The organism is Nostoc sp. CHAB 5836, from assembly GCF_020829445.1.
Classification (GTDB): domain Bacteria; phylum Cyanobacteriota; class Cyanobacteriia; order Cyanobacteriales; family Nostocaceae; genus Nostoc.
Window position 1 is genome coordinate 25,389 of sequence record NZ_JAIVFV010000042.1, and the last position, 20,133, is coordinate 45,521.

The window sequence follows — 20,133 nt, forward strand, 5'->3', positions numbered from 1 at the left end:
TAGGCGCTTCGCCTTCCCGTAGGGTAGGAACGCAAAGAGAATTCGCTACGAATTAATGAAATGTTGTACTTAGTCCGCACAGGCGGACTTTGGCTCTATAGCCGCGAATGACCTTCGCCAAGGCGTATGAGCGTTGCTGTGCCCCTACCCCGTGGTCTATTGACCTGAAAATAGCTGTAATTTTATTCATGGGTATTCTGAACTACCCCATATTTTGTACTTCATATTGTAATATATTTAGATTACCAAAGATAGCGATCGCTAGGTTGGGCCGTGCCTACGCCATATAACCACAAGCAGGGTATTGCCACACAAAATACGTGTTAATACGTAAAAATTTGCTTAATTTTAGTAGTTATTTATGAAGTAATTGTATATTACAGTTTGAAGCACAGTATATGGGTTTAATGCTTTTTTATTACTTTAGTGGCATAAAAAATCTTAGACAAAATTTAGAACCCAGACAGCATTATAAATCTGGGTTGGAAACACAATTTTTTGGACAGGCGATGCCAAAAGCTGGCTACACCTACGCATAATCTTGATGTCCGTCATTCATTCATACCCCCAGGATTTCAGTACAAAAATAGGTAAATACATAAATGCTTTATATTTTCTGCGTATAATTACTAGCTGAGAAACAGAATATTGCCTGAAACTACTCTGAATACTACTTTGTGCCAAGGGAAAATTTTCAAGTCAGACCATTTATGAGTTTATACATGGGCTTTCTCCGTTAAATACGCAATTTAAGTCTGATAGTCAAGTACAAAATGTGTTTTACTCCGGAATTATGCTATATTACATAAGATAAATTAATTATTTAATGCTTGCGTACTTACGAAACTATGCTAGGATAAAGTCATGTAACAAAAGCACAGTGCTTATCAAGAGCAAATACCTGCTGTTGATTGCGAGAAAACTCCAGCCAGGGTCAAAAAACTGCTGGAATCGATAGTGCAAGTAGTTTTACATAAATCAAAGTCCAACTCTCAAAAGCTAAAAAGATGATTAACAGAAATTTCCGCAAAGTTGCTGCTTTAACTCTCGCTTCTCTCGTTGGTTTATCTGGTTCGACCTTTGCCACAGCAACAGTTGTAAAACCAACACCAGTTGTAAAACCAGCAACTAAACCAGCTCCTCCTAAAAAAGCATCGGATTTGGTAGCGTTCTCAAAATCCATAGCCCTTGCGCAAGCTGCATTGGGTAACGCTGCTGCTTCTGCTGCTGCGACTGCTGTTGGTGGCAAAAATAAACTCGCTGTAGCTAAGGCTATCTCTGACGCCTCAGCTTTAATAGGTGATGCTCTTGCTACTTCTACTTCAACTGCTTCAAGTGACAAACAAGCAACTGCTGAGTCGCTAGCGAAAGCAACATCAGTTATTGGTAATGCATTGGCTCTAGCCACTGCTGAATCCACTAGTCCCAATAATAGTGTTGCTAGATCACTAGCTGCTGCAAAAACAGCTGCAGGCGATGCGACTGCTATTGCTGAGAGCGTTGCTAAGTAAAAGTAAGAGGATGTTTTAAAAATCATTGGGAAATATAATTCGCTACTACACAAGCTCTTGTCCACTTGGGTGGACTAATGCAAATCAAGGGTTCTCTAACCTGGGTCAGCAGCTTTTGTTTCGTGTAGCCAAGCAATAGCCTTGGAGGCGTTAAGAGAGTTGTTTACACAGCGTCTCCGGCCGGAGAAGCAAGTGGCCTGCAATTTCTAATAGCCAAGATAGACAAAAATCAACCTTTAAAACATCCTCTAATCTCGACTTTATCCAAATCCAAGAACGTGAGCTACTATGCAAACTTGTCTTGTGAAAATGGATGGGGTCGAGATGATCAGTGAACTATAGCGATTCTCAATTGCATGGAATACAGACCTAACCCCCAGCCCCTTCCCTTCAAGGGAAGGGGAGTAGGATTCAAAGCCTCTCTCCTGTTAGGAGAGAGGAATGGAAGTGAGGTCAAAACTGTACTGCACCCAAGCGAGAACCGCTATGTATTGAAGATGAAGAGACAGTTGAATTGAAGAACAACTTTTGTCACCACAATTCAACCTATAAAGCATTACTTTGACGGGAGGGTTTCCCCTGTTCCACCGAACCCTTGAGTTCAGAGAGCATGGGGCTACCCTCTAGTTTTTTCAATCAGGAGATGGGCAGAATGAAAAACAATTACTTTAGTAAAGTACCTCTTCTAGTGATGAGCTTGCTGGTAATTTCTTCCGGTCAGGCATTATCATTGTCATCTAATAGTAAAGACTTAGGTCATGGCGATGGATTGGGTAACGCCGATTTGGTGATCGCTCAAAATAATAAGGACAGTATATCGGTAGGTTTTGCCGTTGCCGTTGTGGTGAAGGCATTAGATACAGTAGTATCTCAAACTCAAACAGTAGCACGAACCATACCAGTAAACATCCCATCAAACCTCAGAGATGTTGTTTTACCGAAGCTTCAAGCTGCCGTAGGGTCTGTAGCTAAAGCTGAAAGTTCATCTAAGAAGGGAGATAATTTTGAAACGGCTACGGCGTTAGCTCAAGCAGTAACCGTTTTGGGTCAGGCTCAAGCTTCTGCTGATGCGAGTACTCCTAGTCTCAGAGCAATAGCTAACGTTATTGTTAAAGCTAATCAAGCTATAGCGATCGCTCAAGGTGTAGGTACAAGTAAGCCTACGCCTACGCCTAAGCCTAAGCCCTAGGGAGTAAGGTACAGGTAAAACTCAGAGTTAAACCTCATATAGGTTGAAACGTTTATCAGAACACCGTAATACCCCATCCCTCTACAGGGTGGGGATGTAAGCTGGCGATTGACGATTGCATGGTCATTTCTATCATTGAAATGTTCCTCTTTGCTGATGAGAATTTAAATCGTGGAACAGGGCCATCAATGCCAGAGCCACAGTCTGGGTCAGGATGGTGGAAAATGCTAACCCTCCAATTAAAGCAATTCCGAGTCCTTGATACATCCCTTTTGTCGAAAGATTGTCAGTGGTATGATACCCAAAACCCTGGTGCCTGCGGGCATAAAGATGGGACAGAGGCGATCGCAGGTAGCATTCTGGGGAAAATTCAAAATTAACACCCTAGTAGGACTTACGCAAGTGTCACAAAAAATATAAAGCTTTTAGTTTGTAGTAAGGGCTTCAGCCCTGATTTTGAGGACTAAAGTCCTCACTACAAACTAAAAATAATATGCCAGTTGCGTAAGTCCTAGCTAGGTATGTATTTCCCCATTAGCCTTGTAAATGGCTAGAATCAAAGTGTTTACCTATTTGCGCTAAAGGTTTTGGCTACTGTATCTTGTCCCCACTGCCATCAACTTGTTAATAGTCAAGCTATTAGTTGTCCCTATTGCCGGACAACACTCAAAGCTTACGGTCATCCCGGTATTCCATTGCACCGCGCCACTGGGGACAAGTATCTGTGCGACACCTGCACCTATGACGCTGATGATACTTGCAATTTTCCCCACCGTCCCTACGCCAAAGAGTGTACCCTCTACCAAAATATTGAAGAGACAAAGTTAGAGTTGGAACAGCAGCGTTACACTAACAGTTTTGCAGTAAATGTGAAAAGTTGGCTAAAGCGCAATCAGGCTTTGCTGTTAGTATTGGGTTTATTATTGGTCTGTTTGTTGTTTGTTATATTAAGGTCTTGATTTTTGACATTCTGCCCTCTAAAGAGAGGCAGATTCTTTAACGAACTTTGGGGGTTTAAGTCCCCTGCCTAATGATGGTTATTCCTACTTGCTAATAATATCTTATCGGCAGTTGGATCGTAAATTCTGTCCCTTGCCCCAAAGTGGAATCAACAAGGATCGCCCCACCATGTTTTTCCACGACAATTTGACGAGCGATCGCCAATCCTAATCCTGTACCTTTACCTACAGCTTTAGTAGTAAACAAATGGTCAAAAATCCTGCCTTTCACCTCTGCGCTCATACCTTTACCATTATCTTGAATGGTAATTTGTACTTGATTGGCAATCACTTGTGTGCGAATAGTGATTTGCTGGGGATGAGCTTGGAGTTGTTGAAAAGACTGGGTTTGAGCTATTTCATCAAAAACATCGATCGCATTCGCCAGAATATTCATAAACACCTGATTTAACTGTCCAGGGAAACATGGGATTGCTGGCAAATCCCCATAATCTTGAATAACTTCAATCATAGGGCGATGTTCATTAGCTTTGAGCCGATATTTGAGAATCAGCAAGGTGCTATCAATGCCTTCATGGAGATTAGCACTAACTTTGTATTCTGTATCAGCGCGGGAAAAAGTTCGTAGGCTGTTACTGATACCTTTGATGCGATCGCTTGCACCAGTCATCGAATTGAGCAAATTTGGTAAGTCTTGACAGAGAAACTCTAAGTCAATATCTTCAGCATTTTCTTGAATAGGTACGGCAGGATCAGGATAATGTTGCTGATATAGGGCAAGATGACCAATCATATCCTGCACATAATCTTGAGCATTGTTGATACTGCCATTGAGGAATCCGATGGGGTTATTAATTTCGTGAGCTACACCGGCGACGAGATTTCCTAAAGCCGACATTTTTTCAGATTGCACAACTTGGGCTTGGCTTTGTTGGAGTTGAGTGAGTGCTTGCTCTAAGGCTTTGTTTTTTTCTTGAATCAGCGTCTCAGAGGCTTTGCGATCGCCAATTTCCCGCCACACTGTGTGGAGAATTGTTTTGCCTTTATAAGACATGACTGTCAACACAACCTCAACCCAAAAGTCTTCACCGTCAACACGACGATGCATCCACTCAAACCGATGAGTGCCTTTTTGAAAAGCAGTGGCAATCATTTCATTGGCTTTCTCAAACGAAGCACGACCATCGGGTTGTAGTTCTGGCGAAAGTTTGGATGGATGCAGCGAGAGAAACTCTTGTTTATTGTGGCAGTGCATCATGTTAACAGTCGCTGGATTGCAATCAATAAACATCCCATCTGCCAACAGTAAAATAGCATCAGCAGAACCTTCAAATAATTGTCGCAGATGTGTTTCCGATTTTTGAAGTTGTTCTAGGGATTCTTGCAATTGTTGAGACTTTTCCTGTTCCTGAATGTGAAGTCGAGCATTTGTTAAAGAAATTGCGATCTGGGCACAGAGGATGTTCAACAGTTCGACGCGATCGCTCGTAAATGCCCCAACTGTTACATGATTCTCCAAATACAAAATAGCAACAAGTTTACCCTGGTTCTGAATTGGCGTACACAGCATACTCTTGGGTTGGTGCTGCACGACGTAGGCATCTTTTGCTAGGGTGGGATGGATGGCTGCATCTACAATCACCACTGGTTGCAGACTGCGTTTAACAGTGTTGATCAAGACGTGGGAAATCTCTTGACTATTGGACAAAATAATGCTTTCTACTCGTGCAGGTTGATCAACAGGGGCAATAGCTTCTACAAACCACTGGTTGTCACGAGGCATCAGTAATGCACCTTTGTCTGCGCCGGCATTTTCCAGCACCAGATGTAGTAATGTTGCCAAGAGCTTGTTGAGTTGAATCTGACTAGACAGGGTTTGAGATGCTTTGAGGACGGTTGCTAAGTCGATGGTAGTAGAGATGCTGGTGTTGCCAGAGGTGGAGGAATGAGTGCCAGAAGCCTGAAGCTCGGTTCGAGAATCTGGTGCAAACACTGTTTCTGTTGCCGACAAGGATGTACGCTGCTGTTGCAAAATTGGCGCGAGTAGATGGGCATAGCGGCGCTCTAGGTCTTGGACTTTGGCTTTTGCACCCCAATGAGCATAGCCGTAGTAGGCATCCTGCATATAGCTGGCAGCAATTTTCTCTTTGCCCCAGTTGAGGTAGAATTTAGCCGCCAGTTCGTTGGCGAGGGCTTCTTCTTGGATATAACCGTTGGCTTTGGCTCCAGAAATAGCGAGATCGTAGAGGTTGATCGCGTCGCTTTTACTTCCCAGCACCCGACAGCGTTCTGCTTCGACTAAAAGATATTTGTGTAGAAAGTTTTCTGGACAGTTATCCGACCAGGTTTTCAGGCGCTCTTGATGCGATCGAATTTGTTCCAAAGCTTTACTTTGTTCTGCTTGAGATAGACCCGGATACAGGTTGAGTAAAATCAGAGAACCGTAGTAGTAATAGCCACTATAAGTTGTGAATCCTAGGGCAGCAGTTAAGATTTTTCCCGCTTCGATGAAATAATGGTAGCCTTGCTCGAAATTTGCTGTTAAGCAGGCAAGATAGATTCTGAGGATGTAATAAAGACAAACTGAAAGCAGTGTTTGAGATGTTTCACCTTGACGGATTATGGCTTCTGCCTTGCTGAACGACTGATCGTCTTCCTGTGCTTGCGCTAAGCCGAGTCTTGTGACAAAAATTTTAGCTCCAGCAAGTGCCACTCTCAAAACTTCCTCCTGATGCCGCTCTGCCAGTAACCCATATCTTTCAATATCTGCTGCAACGGCTATTAAATATTCACCTTGAAATAATCGATTAAAAATGTTGCCAACCAAGTTATAGGCGGCAAACTGAATTTCTCCCGACTCCATGCCTGCCAGAAAACCTTTATTGTTAATAGCTGCTGCCCCTGCTATGGGTTTTGTCCAAACGTGAATAAAAGCTCCGAGCAGAAATGCAGCTTGGCAATGTTGAGATTGACTATTTAGTTTATAGCTAAGCTGCACAGCCAAATCTGCAAACTCGTAGCCTTGCTGGTATTGCCCTTCCATCACGCCCAAATAGAAACCATAGTCTGCATAAGCCAGGATTGACTCAGCAATATTTCCATGTTCAATTGAAAGACGAACTGCTCTTAAAGCGTTAAAACTGTAAAGTTCGATATTAGCCGTGATATAGGCTGGTGGCTCTAAAGTCATTAATAATTTAATCGTGGCTTGAATAACCGGATCGATCGCAATCGGTAAATTTAAAAGTGAGGAGATTGAATGATCTTCTAAGCTTCTGACAACAGCAGCAGACTCTTCACGAACTAATTCTGTCAAATTTTTGCCTTTAATCTCAATACCCAGATCATTTAATCCGATTAGACCGATTTGAATTGCTTTCTCACATTGACCCTGCACGGTATATTGAGTGACTTGAAAAACATAAATCTCTGCGCGATCGACCGGAGAAGAAATGTATTTGAGCGAGATCGTGATTGTTGCACTCAGTTGTTCATAGCTGGCGCTGCTCAATTGGGCTGCACAGAGGTTACGATACAGGTTGAACATCAAATCATACTGACTAATCCAATCATCTTTTTCCAGCAAACCAATGCTAGTTTCAAGATATTTGATACCCGCTTCATAAGCCGTAGAGGCGATCGCTTTTTGAGCAGCAGTCAAATTGAGCCGTGCTACCTTCTCTTTTTCATCTTTTTGCTTTAAAAGAGATTGACCAAGGTTGATGTGGTTGACGATCTTAAAAATTGTCTCACTTTGTTCGACCTCAGAAAGCTTGCTCAGCAGTAGTTTTCCGATGTGGTAATGCGTCTGTTGTTTCTGGTCTTCAGGAATCAGGAAATAAGCAGCTTGTTGGATGCGATCGTGCAGAAATCGATAGGTGGGATTCACATTATGGTGAGTGTCAGCCTGTTCCCCATCCTGGAAGAACTTGTAAACCTGGCTCGTGGGGATAATCAGTCCTTCCTGTAAAGCCTTCCACAATGCCGTTGCCGTATTTGTTTGAGATTGCTCACAAACGATCGCCAAAGTCGCCAAATCGAACTGATTACCCACACAAGCCGCCAACTTCAGCACCTGTTGAGTTTCCGGTGGCAACTTCTGCAACTGCACCGCCATAAACTCCACCACATCATGGGTAACTGACAGCGCCTTGACTTGAGCAATATCACATTCCCAATAACGACGATGATGATCAAAAATAATTTGTCCATCGTTGTGCAAAGCTTTGAGAAATTGGGTAGTAAAAAAGGGATTGCCTTTGGTTTTGCGATCAATTAACTCAGTCAAGGGTTGCTCCAGTTCTCTCGAACAATTCAACGTATCTGCAACCAGATGATTAGTATCAGCAAATCCTAAGGGTGCGAGAGTAATGGTATTAACCATCGCCTGGGCTTTCTTGAGTTCTTCTACTGTTAAAATAAATGGATGAGCGGGTGATACTTCATTGTCACGATAAGCCCCCAATATCAAGAGATAACCATTGTCATTCATCAGTAGTTTGATCAACTGTAAAGAAGCTGAATCAGCCCATTGCAAGTCATCCAAAAACATGACCAAGGGATGCTCTACCGTGGTAAATACTTGAATGAATTTCTGAAACAATAAATTAAACCGATTTTGTGCCGCGCTCCCCGATAATTCTGGTACAGCAGGTTGTTTGCCAATCACCTGCTCTAGTTCAGGAATTACTTCAATTAAAACTTGTCCATTGTCACCCACAGCAGACAAAATCTGAGCTTGCCATTGCGCTAGTTGGGTGTCAGATTCCGAGAGCAATTGCCCCATCAAATCCCGCAAGGCTTGGACAAATGCAGACAAGGGAATATTGCGATTGAATTGGTCAAATTTACCTTTAATAAAGTAGCCCCGTTGCCTAACAATGGGCTTATGCACTTCATTGACGACGGCTGTTTTACCAATACCTGAAAATCCAGCAACCAGAATCAATTCAGACGCGCCATCAGCAACACGCTCGAAGGCGGCGAGTAATGATTTGACTTCATTTTCCCGTCCGTACAGCTTTTCGGGGATGAGAAAGCGATCGCTCAAATCACGCTCTCCCAATGCAAACTCAGCAATTTTCCCCGTTTCTTTCCACTGGCTCAAACACTGCTGCAAGTCATACTTTAATCCCAATGCACTTTGATACCGATCTTCGGCATTTTTTGCCATCAGTTTTCCAACAATCGCCGCCACCATTTTCGGCACGTCGGGTTTGATAATATCTACAGCAACAGGAAGTTTAGCGATGTGACAATGCACCAACTCCAACGGATCATCTGATGTGAATGGTAATGTTCCAGTTAGTAATTGATACAGAGTCACGCCTAAAGCATAGAAGTCAGCCCGATAATCTATACCGCGATTCATTCGCCCAGTTTGTTCTGGTGCTAAATATGCTAATGTGCCTTCTAAAATATTGGGACTTTGAATCTCTTGGGTTTCTTTCGGTAACAAGGACGCAATACTAAAGTCGATGAGTTTGACTTGTTTTGATTCTGGACAAATTAGTATATTTGCTGGTTTGATATCTTTATGTACTACCCGATGCTGACACAAATCATGGAGGATGTAGGCGACTTGTAGAGCGATCGCTAATACCTCTATCAGTCTCAATGACTGCTGCTGAGTGTACTTGCTTAGACTCACACCACCAAAATCTTCCATGACTAGAGCATAGCTATTCCCCAATGGTTCTAAACTCAAGGGTTGGACAATCGCTGGTATAGGCAGATTTTTAGCAATGGTATATTGATTGCGAAACTGCACCAATTCACCAAAACTTGGATATTCACGCCGCAACACTTTAATTACCACTGGACGCTCGTTGGCTACTTCCACTGCTCGATACACTGCTGTGCGAGAACCTAAGTACAATTGCTCGACGATGGCATAGCCGGGAATTTTAGGCAATACATCAGAGGAAGTGCTTGCTTCGGTCGTCATAGGTTTTGGTGGTTTGAGTGAGCCTAGTCTGCTGGAATTATTCCTATGATTCCCAGTTTTTTGGCCGATATCATCAGCATTTGTCCAGTGGACAGTGTAGAGACGTTGCAATGCAACGTCTCTACAGGACTATGGTTCTCCAGAAAATCCTTAACCTAAGCGTATTGGGTGTTAGGGGACTTTCACAAGACGTCTAATAACCAATCCCGAACCTTCAACCTGTAGTGATTTTGGATGCTTCCGCAATCGGTTCAACTTGTATCGCTGGCGCTTTTTCCTCAAAGGCGGCTAAATCGAACCAAAAAGTTGTGCCAATGCCAACTTCACTCACGAGATGAACTTTACTACGATGTCTGTCGATGATATTTCTGACAATCGATAAACCTAAACCCGTGCCTTCTAGGGTGTGAACTCGGTTTTCTACGCGAAAAAAGCGTTCAAAAATTGAGTGTTGATCTTCTGTGGCAATGCCAATTCCAGTATCAGAAATTTCAATCCGCACTGGAGAAGATTGGGTATGACTGGGCTTAAAATCTAGTTGGTAGGCGCGGATTGCTACTTTTCCACCGGCTTTTGTGAATTTAAGGGCATTACCAATCAGGTTGCCAAACACTTGTACTAACAAATCATAATTACCCATTACTAGCGGCAAATTAGCAGCAACTTCCTGAAGAAGTTCAACACCTTTATCTTTAGCATTGAGTTGGTAAGTACGCAGTGTTTGCTCGATCGCTTGGGCTAAATCTACGCCATCGAAGCTGTAGTTGCGACCAGATTCGAGTTTTGACAAATCCAAAACATCGTTAACTAGGCGGGTTAAGCGATCAGTTTCATGGTTGACTGTTTGCAGAAACTCTTGTCGTTCTTGCAAAGCTAAGTCTTCGCCGTAGTCGTGCAGGGTTTCAATATAAGTTTTGATATTGAATAGAGGTGTTCGCAGTTCGTGAGAAACGTTGCTGATAAATTGACTTTTTGCCTCGTTTAGTTCGACCTCACGGGTAATATCTTGAATAGTAATCGCAATACCTTTAATGCTCTCCCTTTGGACGTTAAGTACTGTAGTCAAGAGAATGCGGATCGTTCGCGGGGTGGGTTGGTTAATAAAAATTCGGAATTCAGCGCTTTCGCATTCGCCTGCGGCCATTTCGTACAAAGGACGGGTGATTTCCACTTGTACTGATGGGGGTAAGTGATGTAAGACATTGCGGCCTACCACATCAGCAGCTTCCCAGCCAAAAATTCGCTGTGCTGTAGGGTTGACTAAAATCACCTGCATATTGTTATCAATTAACACAGCACCATCTGCGATCGTCGAAACTAGGGTTTCTAGCTTGGCTTTTTCTGCCGTCAGTTCCTCAATGTTCTGTTCTTCATAGCGCTCTAATCGCTCTGCCATTTCATTAAAGCTTAAAATTAATTCGCCCAGTTCGCCCCCTAAAGGTAAATTAATGCGCTGCTTGAAATTGCCGGTAGCAATTTGCTTCACTCCCACCAGCAGTTCTTTAATGGGCTTAGTGATGGTCAAGGCGTTAATCACTCCTGCCAAAATCACCATTACCCAAATCGTGATAAAAACAGCAATGGTGACATCGCGGGTAAAATTGGTGGAAATGACAGCAGTCTGATTGGGATTGATACCGATCGCTAATACACCTAAATATTTTTTATTGACGATCAGGGGAATAAATACATCGGTGACTGCCCCATCTGGGGTCATGTGTTGCCGTACCATCGGCTTTTCGCCATCACCAGGGTAATCTTCTGGCAATTGTATCCGTCGTTTAATAGTGAGTGAGTTTTCTACCTCAGCTTCCCAAAAAGGAATGCCAAAAAAGATTTCCCCGGTTTCATCGGCGTAAAGCATATAACGCACACTAGAGGTGCTGCTGTAGAAGCGTTGGGAAAATTGGGCAACCTCAGTCAGATTATTCTCAGCAACTAGGGGAGCAACATTGGCAGCAAGCAGCAGCCCCAAGTCGCGGCCGAAGCGGGTGTCATTCATCCGCGCATCCTGCTGAATTGTATTCACAGCCCAGAAGGTCAGACCACTCATCACCAAGGAAACCACCAATGTGGCTACAGCCAGCAGTTTGGTCTGGAGTGTGAACTCCGACCACCAACTTGCGATCGGATCTCGAATTGTTTTTAACAGACTTAGCATCTTAAATAAAGTTGTTAGTAGTCTTTGTTATAAAGCCCAACAACTAAAAAATTAACAGTTAATTTGGCAAAAATGTTAGGGGCATGAGGAATGGGGGAGTATCAGGGGGTATCCCTGTTAAGGTGGTATTAACGAATTTACCTCATTTGGGCGATCGCAGTTGATATCCAGTTAAGGATTCACAGGTTTAACCCGATTTTTGTGACTATTGATTACGCACAGATGAGCAGTCTAACAAAAATCCCACTTGTAGAGATTTTGAGCAGGGCGCGCGATCGCTACGATGCTACTGCAAAATCTGTGTACTGCCGCATCTTAGGCTCATGAAATGCCAACACGATATCTTCCTTGGCAACACCTGCACGAACTAGGTCAGTTGCGATTCCATCTTCAGTCCAATCTTCTTCAATCCAAAATTTGCAATCTCGAATCCTAACGTAGACAGTCATACCAGTAATGCGTTCGCCATTTTGCCAACCAAGGTTTATCCAAATATAGTGACCCTTTGGCTCATCCATAATCAAGAATGTTTCGATGTCTTGGTTGTGACAACGGTTACATAGTTCTATATACTCTGTCAGGATACGCTTAATTATTTTGGGATACTCAGTTAATTTATCCATTGTGTGATTTCCTCTGTTTCTATATCGACAACAATGAGTGGAAGTTGATGTTTGTGGAGGATGAGTTGAATCACATCCTGGTTAAAAAAACTTTTATGAGCGATCGCACCAACAGCAAGGTAAAGTTTACGCTTTGGCGCTGTTTCCTCCAAAAGATAACGGTAGATGTCATACTGACCGAGAGCTTCTTTCAAATCTTGTATTTTTGATGCGCCAACAAAACTTTTCACTTCAACAACAAGTTTTTGCCCATCTCGTTCAGCTCCAATTGGGCGTTCAGCACCAAGATCAGCGTATAAGGTTGTTCTTCGATACTGAATTACGTAGGGGTCGTCTGTAATCGCCCAGCCGTCCTTGATGAGTGCGTTTTTTACCGCGTTATGGATAATGTCTAACTTGGGCATAGCTTAAGTATAAGTCAGCCTCGTTTGCAAAAATACTTAATCAAGGTTCGTGATCTCAACACAGAAGACACAGCACTTTTACAGATAGCTGCTGATTCCATTGAAAATGTGGTGGTGTCTGTTGACCGTAGCTAGCCAGTGGGAAGTTTTAACGCTTATCGGGTTTCCTCCCCCTGCTTCATGCTGACCACTCTATGCCCAATGTCTCTCCGGTAATATATGCCCTCAAACTGGATATATTTGATTCCTGCGTAGGCTTGGGCGATCGCCTGCTCAAAATTTTCTCCGATTCCAGTCACATTTAATACTCGCCCCCCATCTGTCACTACTTCTTGTTGCTGGTTCAACTTCGTACCTGCATGAAATACAGTTACTCCTGTTGCCTCTGCCTCACCAATGCCAGTAATGACCTGGCCTTGCTTATATTCTCCTGGATAACCACCAGAAGCTGCAACGACAGTGGCAGATGCTCCCTCTTTCCAAGCAATGGGCGGCAATTCACTTAATCGCTGCTGTACACAGGCTAGAAGCAACTCTTCTAGGGGTGTTTCTAACAATGGCAAAATCACTTGGGTTTCTGGATCGCCAAAACGACAGTTAAATTCCAAAACCTTCAAGTCGCCATCGGGTGCAATCATTAACCCAGCATACAGCACACCTCGGTAATCAATGCCTTTAGCTCGTAAGGTGGCGATCGCTCTTTCTAATACTTCTGTTTGAATGCGTGCCATCAACTCTGGTGTAGCGATGGGTGCTGGGGCATAGGCTCCCATCCCGCCAGTATTTTCCCCCGTATCGCCGTCACCAATCCGTTTATGGTCTTGAGCTGGCAGCAAGGGTCTAATTGTTAACCCATCGGTTAAGGCTAAAACTGATACCTCTTGCCCAATCAAACATTCTTCAATGACGACTAATTCGCCAGCACTGCCAAATTGTCCCTGAAAAATCGCATCAACGGCACTCTCTGCTTGTTCAACCGTTTCAGCCACCGTTACACCCTTGCCAGCCGCCAAGCCATCAGCTTTAACGACTATTGGCGCTCCCGTAGCTCTGACATAAGATTTCGCTGCTGCTGCCTCCGTAAATACCGCAGCCCGTGCCGTCGGAATCCCGGCTTCTTGCATCAGAGCTTTTGCCCAAGCTTTACTTGCCTCAATTTGCGCTCCGGCTCTGACTGGGCCAAATACCATCAGTCCTTTGTCTTGGAGGTAATCTGTGATTCCCTTCGCCAAGGGGACTTCTGGCCCAACTATTACCAGAGTTATGCCATGTTCTAGAGCATATCGGCTCATACCCTCAAAATCATCTACTGTTAGGGGCAGGTTCTGGCAACGTTCCATACTTGCTGTGCCCCCATTCCCTGGTACACAGATAACTTGCTCAATTCGCTTAGATTGCAACAGTTTCCATGCCAGAGCGTGTTCGCGCCCCCCATTACCTACAACTAAAACTTTCACTGATTTCCTCGTGCGTTCCTTGGGAAACGAGAATCGCCGATTCGGCTCTCGCGGATCAATCTTTTCATCAATTTAGGACTTACGCAACAACTCTCTGAAACTCTTATTATTTTGTGTCTTTTGTGTCCTTCTCCCAGGGGGAGACGCTGCGCGAATGCAGTTCGTTTTTTCATTATTTTGCGTAAGAGGGTATTTATAAAGTAAATCTTAGAGACCATTTATAAAGTAAACCTTAAATTGTCGGGTGCGTTATCGCTCTCGTGTACCGCACCTGGAAATATGGTGCCCTGCGGCTAAATTAGACTTTCTCAAACCCTCAAAGTCCTACGCAGCCGTAACACACCCTACTTAATATTTACTTGATAGATAGGCTATTAGAAAATTCATATAATTATAACTTTACTCAGTAGCAATATTTAAATAAATATACTGATATTATTCTCAAATAAATAGAACATTTAAGTATTTATGATGGGTTTTTAAGCATTTCAATAATTGAGTCAAAAAAAATCATCTTCAGGTAATGACGATTATTGGTTATAAGTATTAACCTGTGAATATCGAGATTAATGAAAATATCACAAAATAGGCGACATGGCTAAAATTATTGTTACTGGAGCCGCTGGCTTTATTGGTTCTCATCTTGCAGAAACATTGCTACAACAAGGAGAAGAAGTAATTGGGATTGATGAATTCAATGATTACTACGATCCGATGTTAAAGTTCAAAAATGTTGCACACTTACATCAGTCACCTGGCTTTACATTAATCGAAGGAGATATGCAATTTTTAGATTGGCAGAAACTCCTAGAAGATGTTGATGTAGTTTACCATCAAGCGGCACAAGCAGGTGTTAGAGCGAGTTGGGGTAAAGCTTTTCGAGGTTATACAGAACGAAATATTAATGCTACACAAGTTTTACTAGAAGCAGCTAAGGATGCTAAAAACTTGAAAAGGTTAGTGTTTGCTTCTTCATCAAGTGTATATGGTGATGCGGAAACATTACCTACTCACGAGGGAATTTGTCCTCAACCAGTTTCTCCTTACGGCATTACAAAGCTAGCATCGGAGTTTTTGTGTGAACTGTATCACAAAAACTTTGGTGTGCCCTCTGTGACGTTGCGTTATTTCACAGTTTATGGCCCCAAGCAGCGCCCAGATATGGCATTTCATAAGTTCTTTAAATCGATTTTGCAAGATGAGGCGATTCCGATTTACGGTGATGGACAGCAAACGCGAGAGTTTACCTTTGTTAGTGATATTATCGCCGCTAATTTAGCCGCCGCGATCGCACCCCAAGCAGTGGGAGAAATTTTTAATATTGGCGGTGGTAGCAGGGTAGTTTTAGCAGAAGTCTTGGACACGATTGAAGAAATCGTGGGGAAACCAATCAAAAGAAACCACATAGAAAAAGCGATGGGAGACGCCCGCCACACAGCTGCTGATGTATCTAAAGCACAGAAAATTCTCGGATATCAGCCCCAAGTCTCCCTCACAGAGGGTTTGACGAAGGAATGGCAATGGATTAAGTCTTTGTATTAAAAAGTATTCCGATTCTCCTAATTTCTTTTTAGGAACTATTTGTACATTAGCAGGGTAGGACAGCTGTCTTACCCTGCTAAATTGTATAACACCAAAAAGCAAAATTATTGTGGTGCGGGTATCTTCCCCGCTTTCAATATACAAATTAAATACGCAGCAACTTAGCAGTTATTCTGAACTACAAACACCCACCAACGAGCATTATCAGAGGTAAAAGATTCTAATTCTTTATTTGGTGGGTTCTTTGATTTATCTGGATTATCCCATAGTGTACCAATCGGTATGTTGGTCTGTTTATTAACGATATAACATCCTGAAAGATTACCAGCGGTATCTTTTTGTTTGCAGGCAATCGCAAATTGTTGGTACAATGTGTAATCGCACTTATCAAGTTTAAGAACACCGTCAGGATAAGTCGTGAGACAGGCATCACCATTAATTTCAACTCTCGGACGAATCTCGTAAGCATCATTAGTTGCCCTGTAAATCAGTTTAAATTCACTATTTATATCTACTCTCTGAGTCCATTTTGTAATGGCGCGAGTACCCAAAGCAGCAGAATTTTCCTCCATACTAAGACGCCAATTTGAATCCAGCTCACCAGCAGTTACTATGGTATAAATTTGATTGTCTTGGGGGTGTTCGTTTTTCGACGGCTCAGGGTCAATATTTGGCTTCTTCTTGAGAACCGGGGTGGATTGCTCTAGAATACCTGCCAACCGAATTGCAACGCAACCTAAATTGTGGGCACGCTCAATAGATTCTCCTGCTCCTAAAGCATCGTAAAAGCCCACAGCAAATTCAATTGCTGCTTTATCACCGATCGCCTCTTTCATGCCAATTACATAGTTAATGTGTTGTGCGATCGCCTCTGCTTGCACTTCCGAATAACAGCCGTTAAGAACAACACACTCAACTTGCTTTGAAAATAGTTCAAATAGTCCCGCTAAAGCTTCTCCATCGACTAGCTTTGGCGAACCTGTTTCATCTTCAAATACTAAACCCTCATTTCCTGTTCCATGCCCAGAAAAATGAACAATAGAAGGATTAATATCCAGCATAGCCCGCTGGATGTCCCTCGGTCGCACTGCAAACTTTGATTCTAGAACAAACCGATCGCGGTTTTTTGCCCGCTTTAATCCTTCTGCAATATCTCGCACCTCCTGATATAAACGTAGTGATGAAGTGTCTTTAGGATTTGCTGTCAAAATTAAGATTGTTTGCATCGTTTACTAAGAGGTCGTTTGAAAAGTAATGGGCGAATATAATTCGCTACTACATCAACTAAGTCCACCTACGTGGACTAACGAAAAATCAAGAGGTACGTGTTCGCACTAGCCCTGGTACATAGGAGATTCCCCAACCCCCGATAAATTGGGGGCTTTTCAGATCCCCCCCAATTGGGGGGTTAGGGGGATCGAGCTTTCAGGTTTTGAGTGCGTAAGTCCTGACAGGTTATCGTACTTACCAATAACGAGTGACTGCATAATTGTCTAGCACTGCATCCACGCTAATGATCGGAATCTTTTCTGTGAGTGCTTGGGCAACCAAAAGCCGATCAAAAGGATCTTTATGATGGAATGGCAGAGTCACAATCGCGGCTGCATGAGCAACTTTAATCGGTAATATTTCCAATTCGTTAACTTGGATTTGATGTTCTATCCACGTTTCAAAATTTCCAGGAATTTGATACTTACCAATACTAACTTTGATAGAAATTTCCCAATAGGAAGCAGGACTGAGCAAAATGTCATTGAGGGGATCGACAATCAAATCACAGGCGACTTGACTAAGGGCGCGATCATTGAGTACAAACCAGAGAAATGCCTGAGTATCGAGCAGAAACTTCATGGCATATAGTCGTGAAAGTCTTCCAAGTGGGTTTCGTCTTCGGATAAAATGATTAGGGTTCCGACTGCACTACCTGGCTGGCGAGGCTTCCGAGGTGGTTGGAGTTCACCAATCAGTCTGGCAACAGTGCGATCGCCGGAAAAAATCTCCATTTCTTCACCGGGTTGCAGACTTGCAATCAGTTCGGGTAAACGAAGTTGAGCTTCTGTTAATGGAATCCGTGTCATTGTTTTGTGCTTCTATGCGTTAGCCGTTCGCGGAGCGTCTCGTAGAGAAAGCTTTGGTAAAGCCATCGCTCTTGCTTAATTTTACAGGCATCTTGAATTTAGGCGATCGCTTGCCTAATTAGTTCAACTGGTCGCGGCGATAGCGCCGGCGGCAAGCGAGGTACGAGCGTCGGAGTCCCCCGCCATACATAAAAGTTGGTGTTGTAAATTGTTAAGAGAAGAACGCCGTTCGCATGGACTCAATACTTGGTACTGGGGGAAAGGGAAAAAGTTTTTTAAAATTTGGTGGTGGGTAATGAGCAACCACCATAATATGATCGATTTTACTCCTTAGCTTAATACTTAGACCTATTCCCATGATTGAAATTCATCAATGGCGCTACGAATTAAGGAAGTGATTTGAGCGCGACGGGTTTCAAAGTTGGCGGCGATGTAAATCAGTAAAATGCCAACTAGCAAGCCAACAACCCATTTTAAAAAGGAGTACTGCAAACTGAAAATTACCGATTGGTAGATTGTAGTGATTAAAAAAGTGGCTGTACCAATGTAGAGAAAAGCCCGCACTCGTAAAGCTAATCCCGCAAAAATGGCGATGAGGCTGAAAATTCCAGGTATCCAGGCTGTATTTTGATCAAATAAAATTGCCCATCCACAAATGAAACCACTACCTAGCACTCGCAGAATATGACGAGGGACTTTGTACTCTGGTAGTTTCAGTTGGGTATCTACTTGAGCAATATAAAGCAGTGATAATCCAATTGGCGTTACATACCATAAAGCATCAGTCAGGCGTAAGGAATCAAACCAACGGTAAAGCGCCCAATCAATTAACGCCACACTAATATAGGTAAAACGAATGTTTTCACCCACCTTTGCTAAAAAGATGTAAAATCCAGCTGCGAGTCCCAAGGTAATTGGGTAAGTTTGCAGTCTGGTTTCCCATAAAATGATCAGTGGTATGATGTAGGCGGCTTGCTGCCAAGGTCTTTTAGACCAACCCCAACTTTCCCAAGGTAGAATATATAGAAAATAGGCTAGCACACAAGCGATCGCACCATTCCAAGGAACTAATGGCCCAGCCCAAAATCGCCCTACTGCTGTCTCGCGCCAATAAATCCTCATCCCAGCTACTTCTAATAAGCCCAGGTAAACCCACATCTCGGCGATGGTGATTCCTCCCAAGATGCTGGGGGAAGTGCGCGAATTTCGTCCCTGAAAGATGGCATAACGAATCAAAAATACCCCCGTTCCTAATCCCACCAAACGGTTAACTCCAATGGGAAGAGGAATAGCAGCCATTAATAAGCAGCTACTCCAAGCCCAGTGAAGATGGGCAATTCCTTTAAGTTCTTGGGGAGTCAGGCGTAAGTAGCTGACAAGCCTTGGTGACAGGATGCGGTAAGCATACATGATAGTGGCACCAAGGGCAGACATGGCAATTAATCCATCACCTAATCCTCCTCCTGAAGCTTGTAACATTTGATAGAACAAAAGTTCATAAGCAGAAATGGATACGCCAATGATTCCTAAATACAGCAAGGGTTTAAAGTTCTCGCGGCGTCGCCCCACGCCAATGATAATTAAAGCTACACCCAAGGAATACAAACCAGTCCACTCGGTGAAGCTGTTCACCCGCAGCAATACACTGAATGCACCATAAATTAAGGGCAAAATGTGAAAACTGCTAGGAAGCCTTTCTAATTGATGTCGTCGTCGCCACCACTCGCCGACAAGTTGAGCGATTAAACCTAAAGCGATATTGGCGATTGGCAAGCCACGCTCCACGATCGCAATTCTAACAGTTGAACCCTCCCCCAAGCCTAACACCTGGGTAGTCAACAATTCCAAACACCAACCTACACCATAAAATGCCCAATTTGTCGGTTCTTGCCAACTGCGATAAACAATGGCTGCCAAGGCGATCGCAGTGGCAATTAAGTACAAAAATCCTGAAGTAATGAACCCTGAGTAAATCAGCACTGAGTGCAGCGTCAAACCAAACAACTCAAAACCACACAAGGCGATCGCCCATTGATCACTTGCAACTGCATAGATAACCTCTAATTCGTTACCACGTCGCGTTAGTGCTGTTCTTATTAACCATAAACTTAAAGTTGCGATCGCTCCGGCGACAAACCAACCTGCTACCGTGAGGCGAGGTAAACCAGGTACACCTGTCCATAGCAGTGTCCCAATGAAACTCAGAATAAATCCTTCTGTAATTACCGCAGATATTTGGTTTCGCAAATAGTGCGTATTTGC

At 43.3% G+C, this 20,133-nt stretch carries 13 protein-coding genes and 1 pseudogene; 4 read left to right on the forward strand and 10 right to left on the reverse strand.

The genetic code is table 11. The features are described 5' to 3' along the window. Positions 1 to 934 precede the first annotated feature (934 nt). Positions 935 to 1,537, reverse strand: coding sequence for a hypothetical protein (locus tag LC605_RS11080; protein ID WP_229547602.1), 603 nt, complete (start codon positions 1,535 to 1,537; stop codon positions 935 to 937). A gap of 626 nt (positions 1,538 to 2,163) precedes the next feature. On the opposite strand from LC605_RS11080, the gene LC605_RS11085 reads away from it, so the two are divergent. From LC605_RS11085 to LC605_RS11095, 3 genes are all read left to right on the forward strand, one after another. After that, positions 2,164 to 2,700, forward strand: a complete 537-nt coding sequence (locus LC605_RS11085; RefSeq protein WP_229547603.1) for a hypothetical protein — start codon at positions 2,164 to 2,166, stop codon at positions 2,698 to 2,700. 119 nt (positions 2,701 to 2,819) lie between these two features. After that, on the forward strand, positions 2,820 to 3,080 hold the full coding sequence (locus LC605_RS33275) for a hypothetical protein (RefSeq protein WP_306426854.1): 261 nt from the start codon (positions 2,820 to 2,822) through the stop codon (positions 3,078 to 3,080). Positions 3,081 to 3,287: 207 nt separating this feature from the next. Beyond that, the gene (locus LC605_RS11095; RefSeq protein WP_229547604.1) at positions 3,288 to 3,659 is read left to right on the forward strand and encodes a zinc ribbon domain-containing protein; all 372 of its coding nucleotides are present in this window, start codon (positions 3,288 to 3,290) and stop codon (positions 3,657 to 3,659) included. A gap of 91 nt (positions 3,660 to 3,750) precedes the next feature. Here the strand turns inward: LC605_RS11095 and LC605_RS11100 are convergent, their stop codons facing one another. The 5 genes from LC605_RS11100 to purD form a co-directional block, all read right to left on the reverse strand. Next, positions 3,751 to 9,717: an ATP-binding sensor histidine kinase gene (locus LC605_RS11100; protein ID WP_306426855.1), complete on the reverse strand. Its 5,967-nt coding sequence runs from the start codon at positions 9,715 to 9,717 to the stop codon at positions 3,751 to 3,753. 103 nt (positions 9,718 to 9,820) lie between these two features. Continuing rightward, positions 9,821 to 11,767: a two-component system sensor histidine kinase NblS gene (nblS, locus tag LC605_RS11105; RefSeq protein WP_229547605.1), complete on the reverse strand. Its 1,947-nt coding sequence runs from the start codon at positions 11,765 to 11,767 to the stop codon at positions 9,821 to 9,823. A gap of 278 nt (positions 11,768 to 12,045) precedes the next feature. Next, the gene (locus tag LC605_RS11110; RefSeq protein WP_229547606.1) at positions 12,046 to 12,390 is read right to left on the reverse strand and encodes a XisI protein; all 345 of its coding nucleotides are present in this window, start codon (positions 12,388 to 12,390) and stop codon (positions 12,046 to 12,048) included. Then, positions 12,378 to 12,794 carry a XisH family protein gene (locus LC605_RS11115; protein ID WP_229547607.1) on the reverse strand — a complete coding sequence of 139 codons (417 nt, stop codon included), beginning with the start codon at positions 12,792 to 12,794 and terminating at the stop codon, positions 12,378 to 12,380. Before LC605_RS11115 ends, LC605_RS11110 begins: the two co-directional genes overlap by 13 nt. A 155-nt stretch (positions 12,795 to 12,949) precedes the next feature. Beyond that, on the reverse strand, positions 12,950 to 14,251 hold the full coding sequence (gene purD / locus LC605_RS11120; RefSeq protein ID WP_229547608.1) for a phosphoribosylamine--glycine ligase: 1,302 nt from the start codon (positions 14,249 to 14,251) through the stop codon (positions 12,950 to 12,952). Between the two features lie 594 nt (positions 14,252 to 14,845). On the opposite strand from purD, the gene LC605_RS11125 reads away from it, so the two are divergent. Further along, positions 14,846 to 15,793: an NAD-dependent epimerase/dehydratase family protein gene (locus tag LC605_RS11125; protein WP_229547609.1), complete on the forward strand. Its 948-nt coding sequence runs from the start codon at positions 14,846 to 14,848 to the stop codon at positions 15,791 to 15,793. 161 nt (positions 15,794 to 15,954) lie between these two features. On the opposite strand, the gene LC605_RS11130 is transcribed toward LC605_RS11125, so the two are convergent. The 4 genes and pseudogenes from LC605_RS11130 to LC605_RS11145 all read right to left on the reverse strand — a co-directional run. After that, positions 15,955 to 17,019: a CHAT domain-containing protein gene (locus tag LC605_RS11130; RefSeq protein WP_229547610.1), complete on the reverse strand. Its 1,065-nt coding sequence runs from the start codon at positions 17,017 to 17,019 to the stop codon at positions 15,955 to 15,957. Between the two features lie 238 nt (positions 17,020 to 17,257). Beyond that, complete coding sequence (locus LC605_RS11135) at positions 17,258 to 17,644, reverse strand: type II toxin-antitoxin system VapC family toxin (protein WP_229547611.1); 387 nt, start codon at positions 17,642 to 17,644, stop codon at positions 17,258 to 17,260. Beyond that, positions 17,641 to 17,871 (reverse strand): type II toxin-antitoxin system Phd/YefM family antitoxin, encoded by a 231-nt coding sequence (locus tag LC605_RS11140; protein ID WP_229547612.1) that lies wholly within the window; start codon positions 17,869 to 17,871, stop codon positions 17,641 to 17,643. Before LC605_RS11140 ends, LC605_RS11135 begins: the two co-directional genes overlap by 4 nt. 348 nt (positions 17,872 to 18,219) lie before the next feature. Further along, positions 18,220 to 20,133 (reverse strand): annotated as a pseudogene (locus tag LC605_RS11145) (DUF2157 domain-containing protein); the annotation flags it as partial.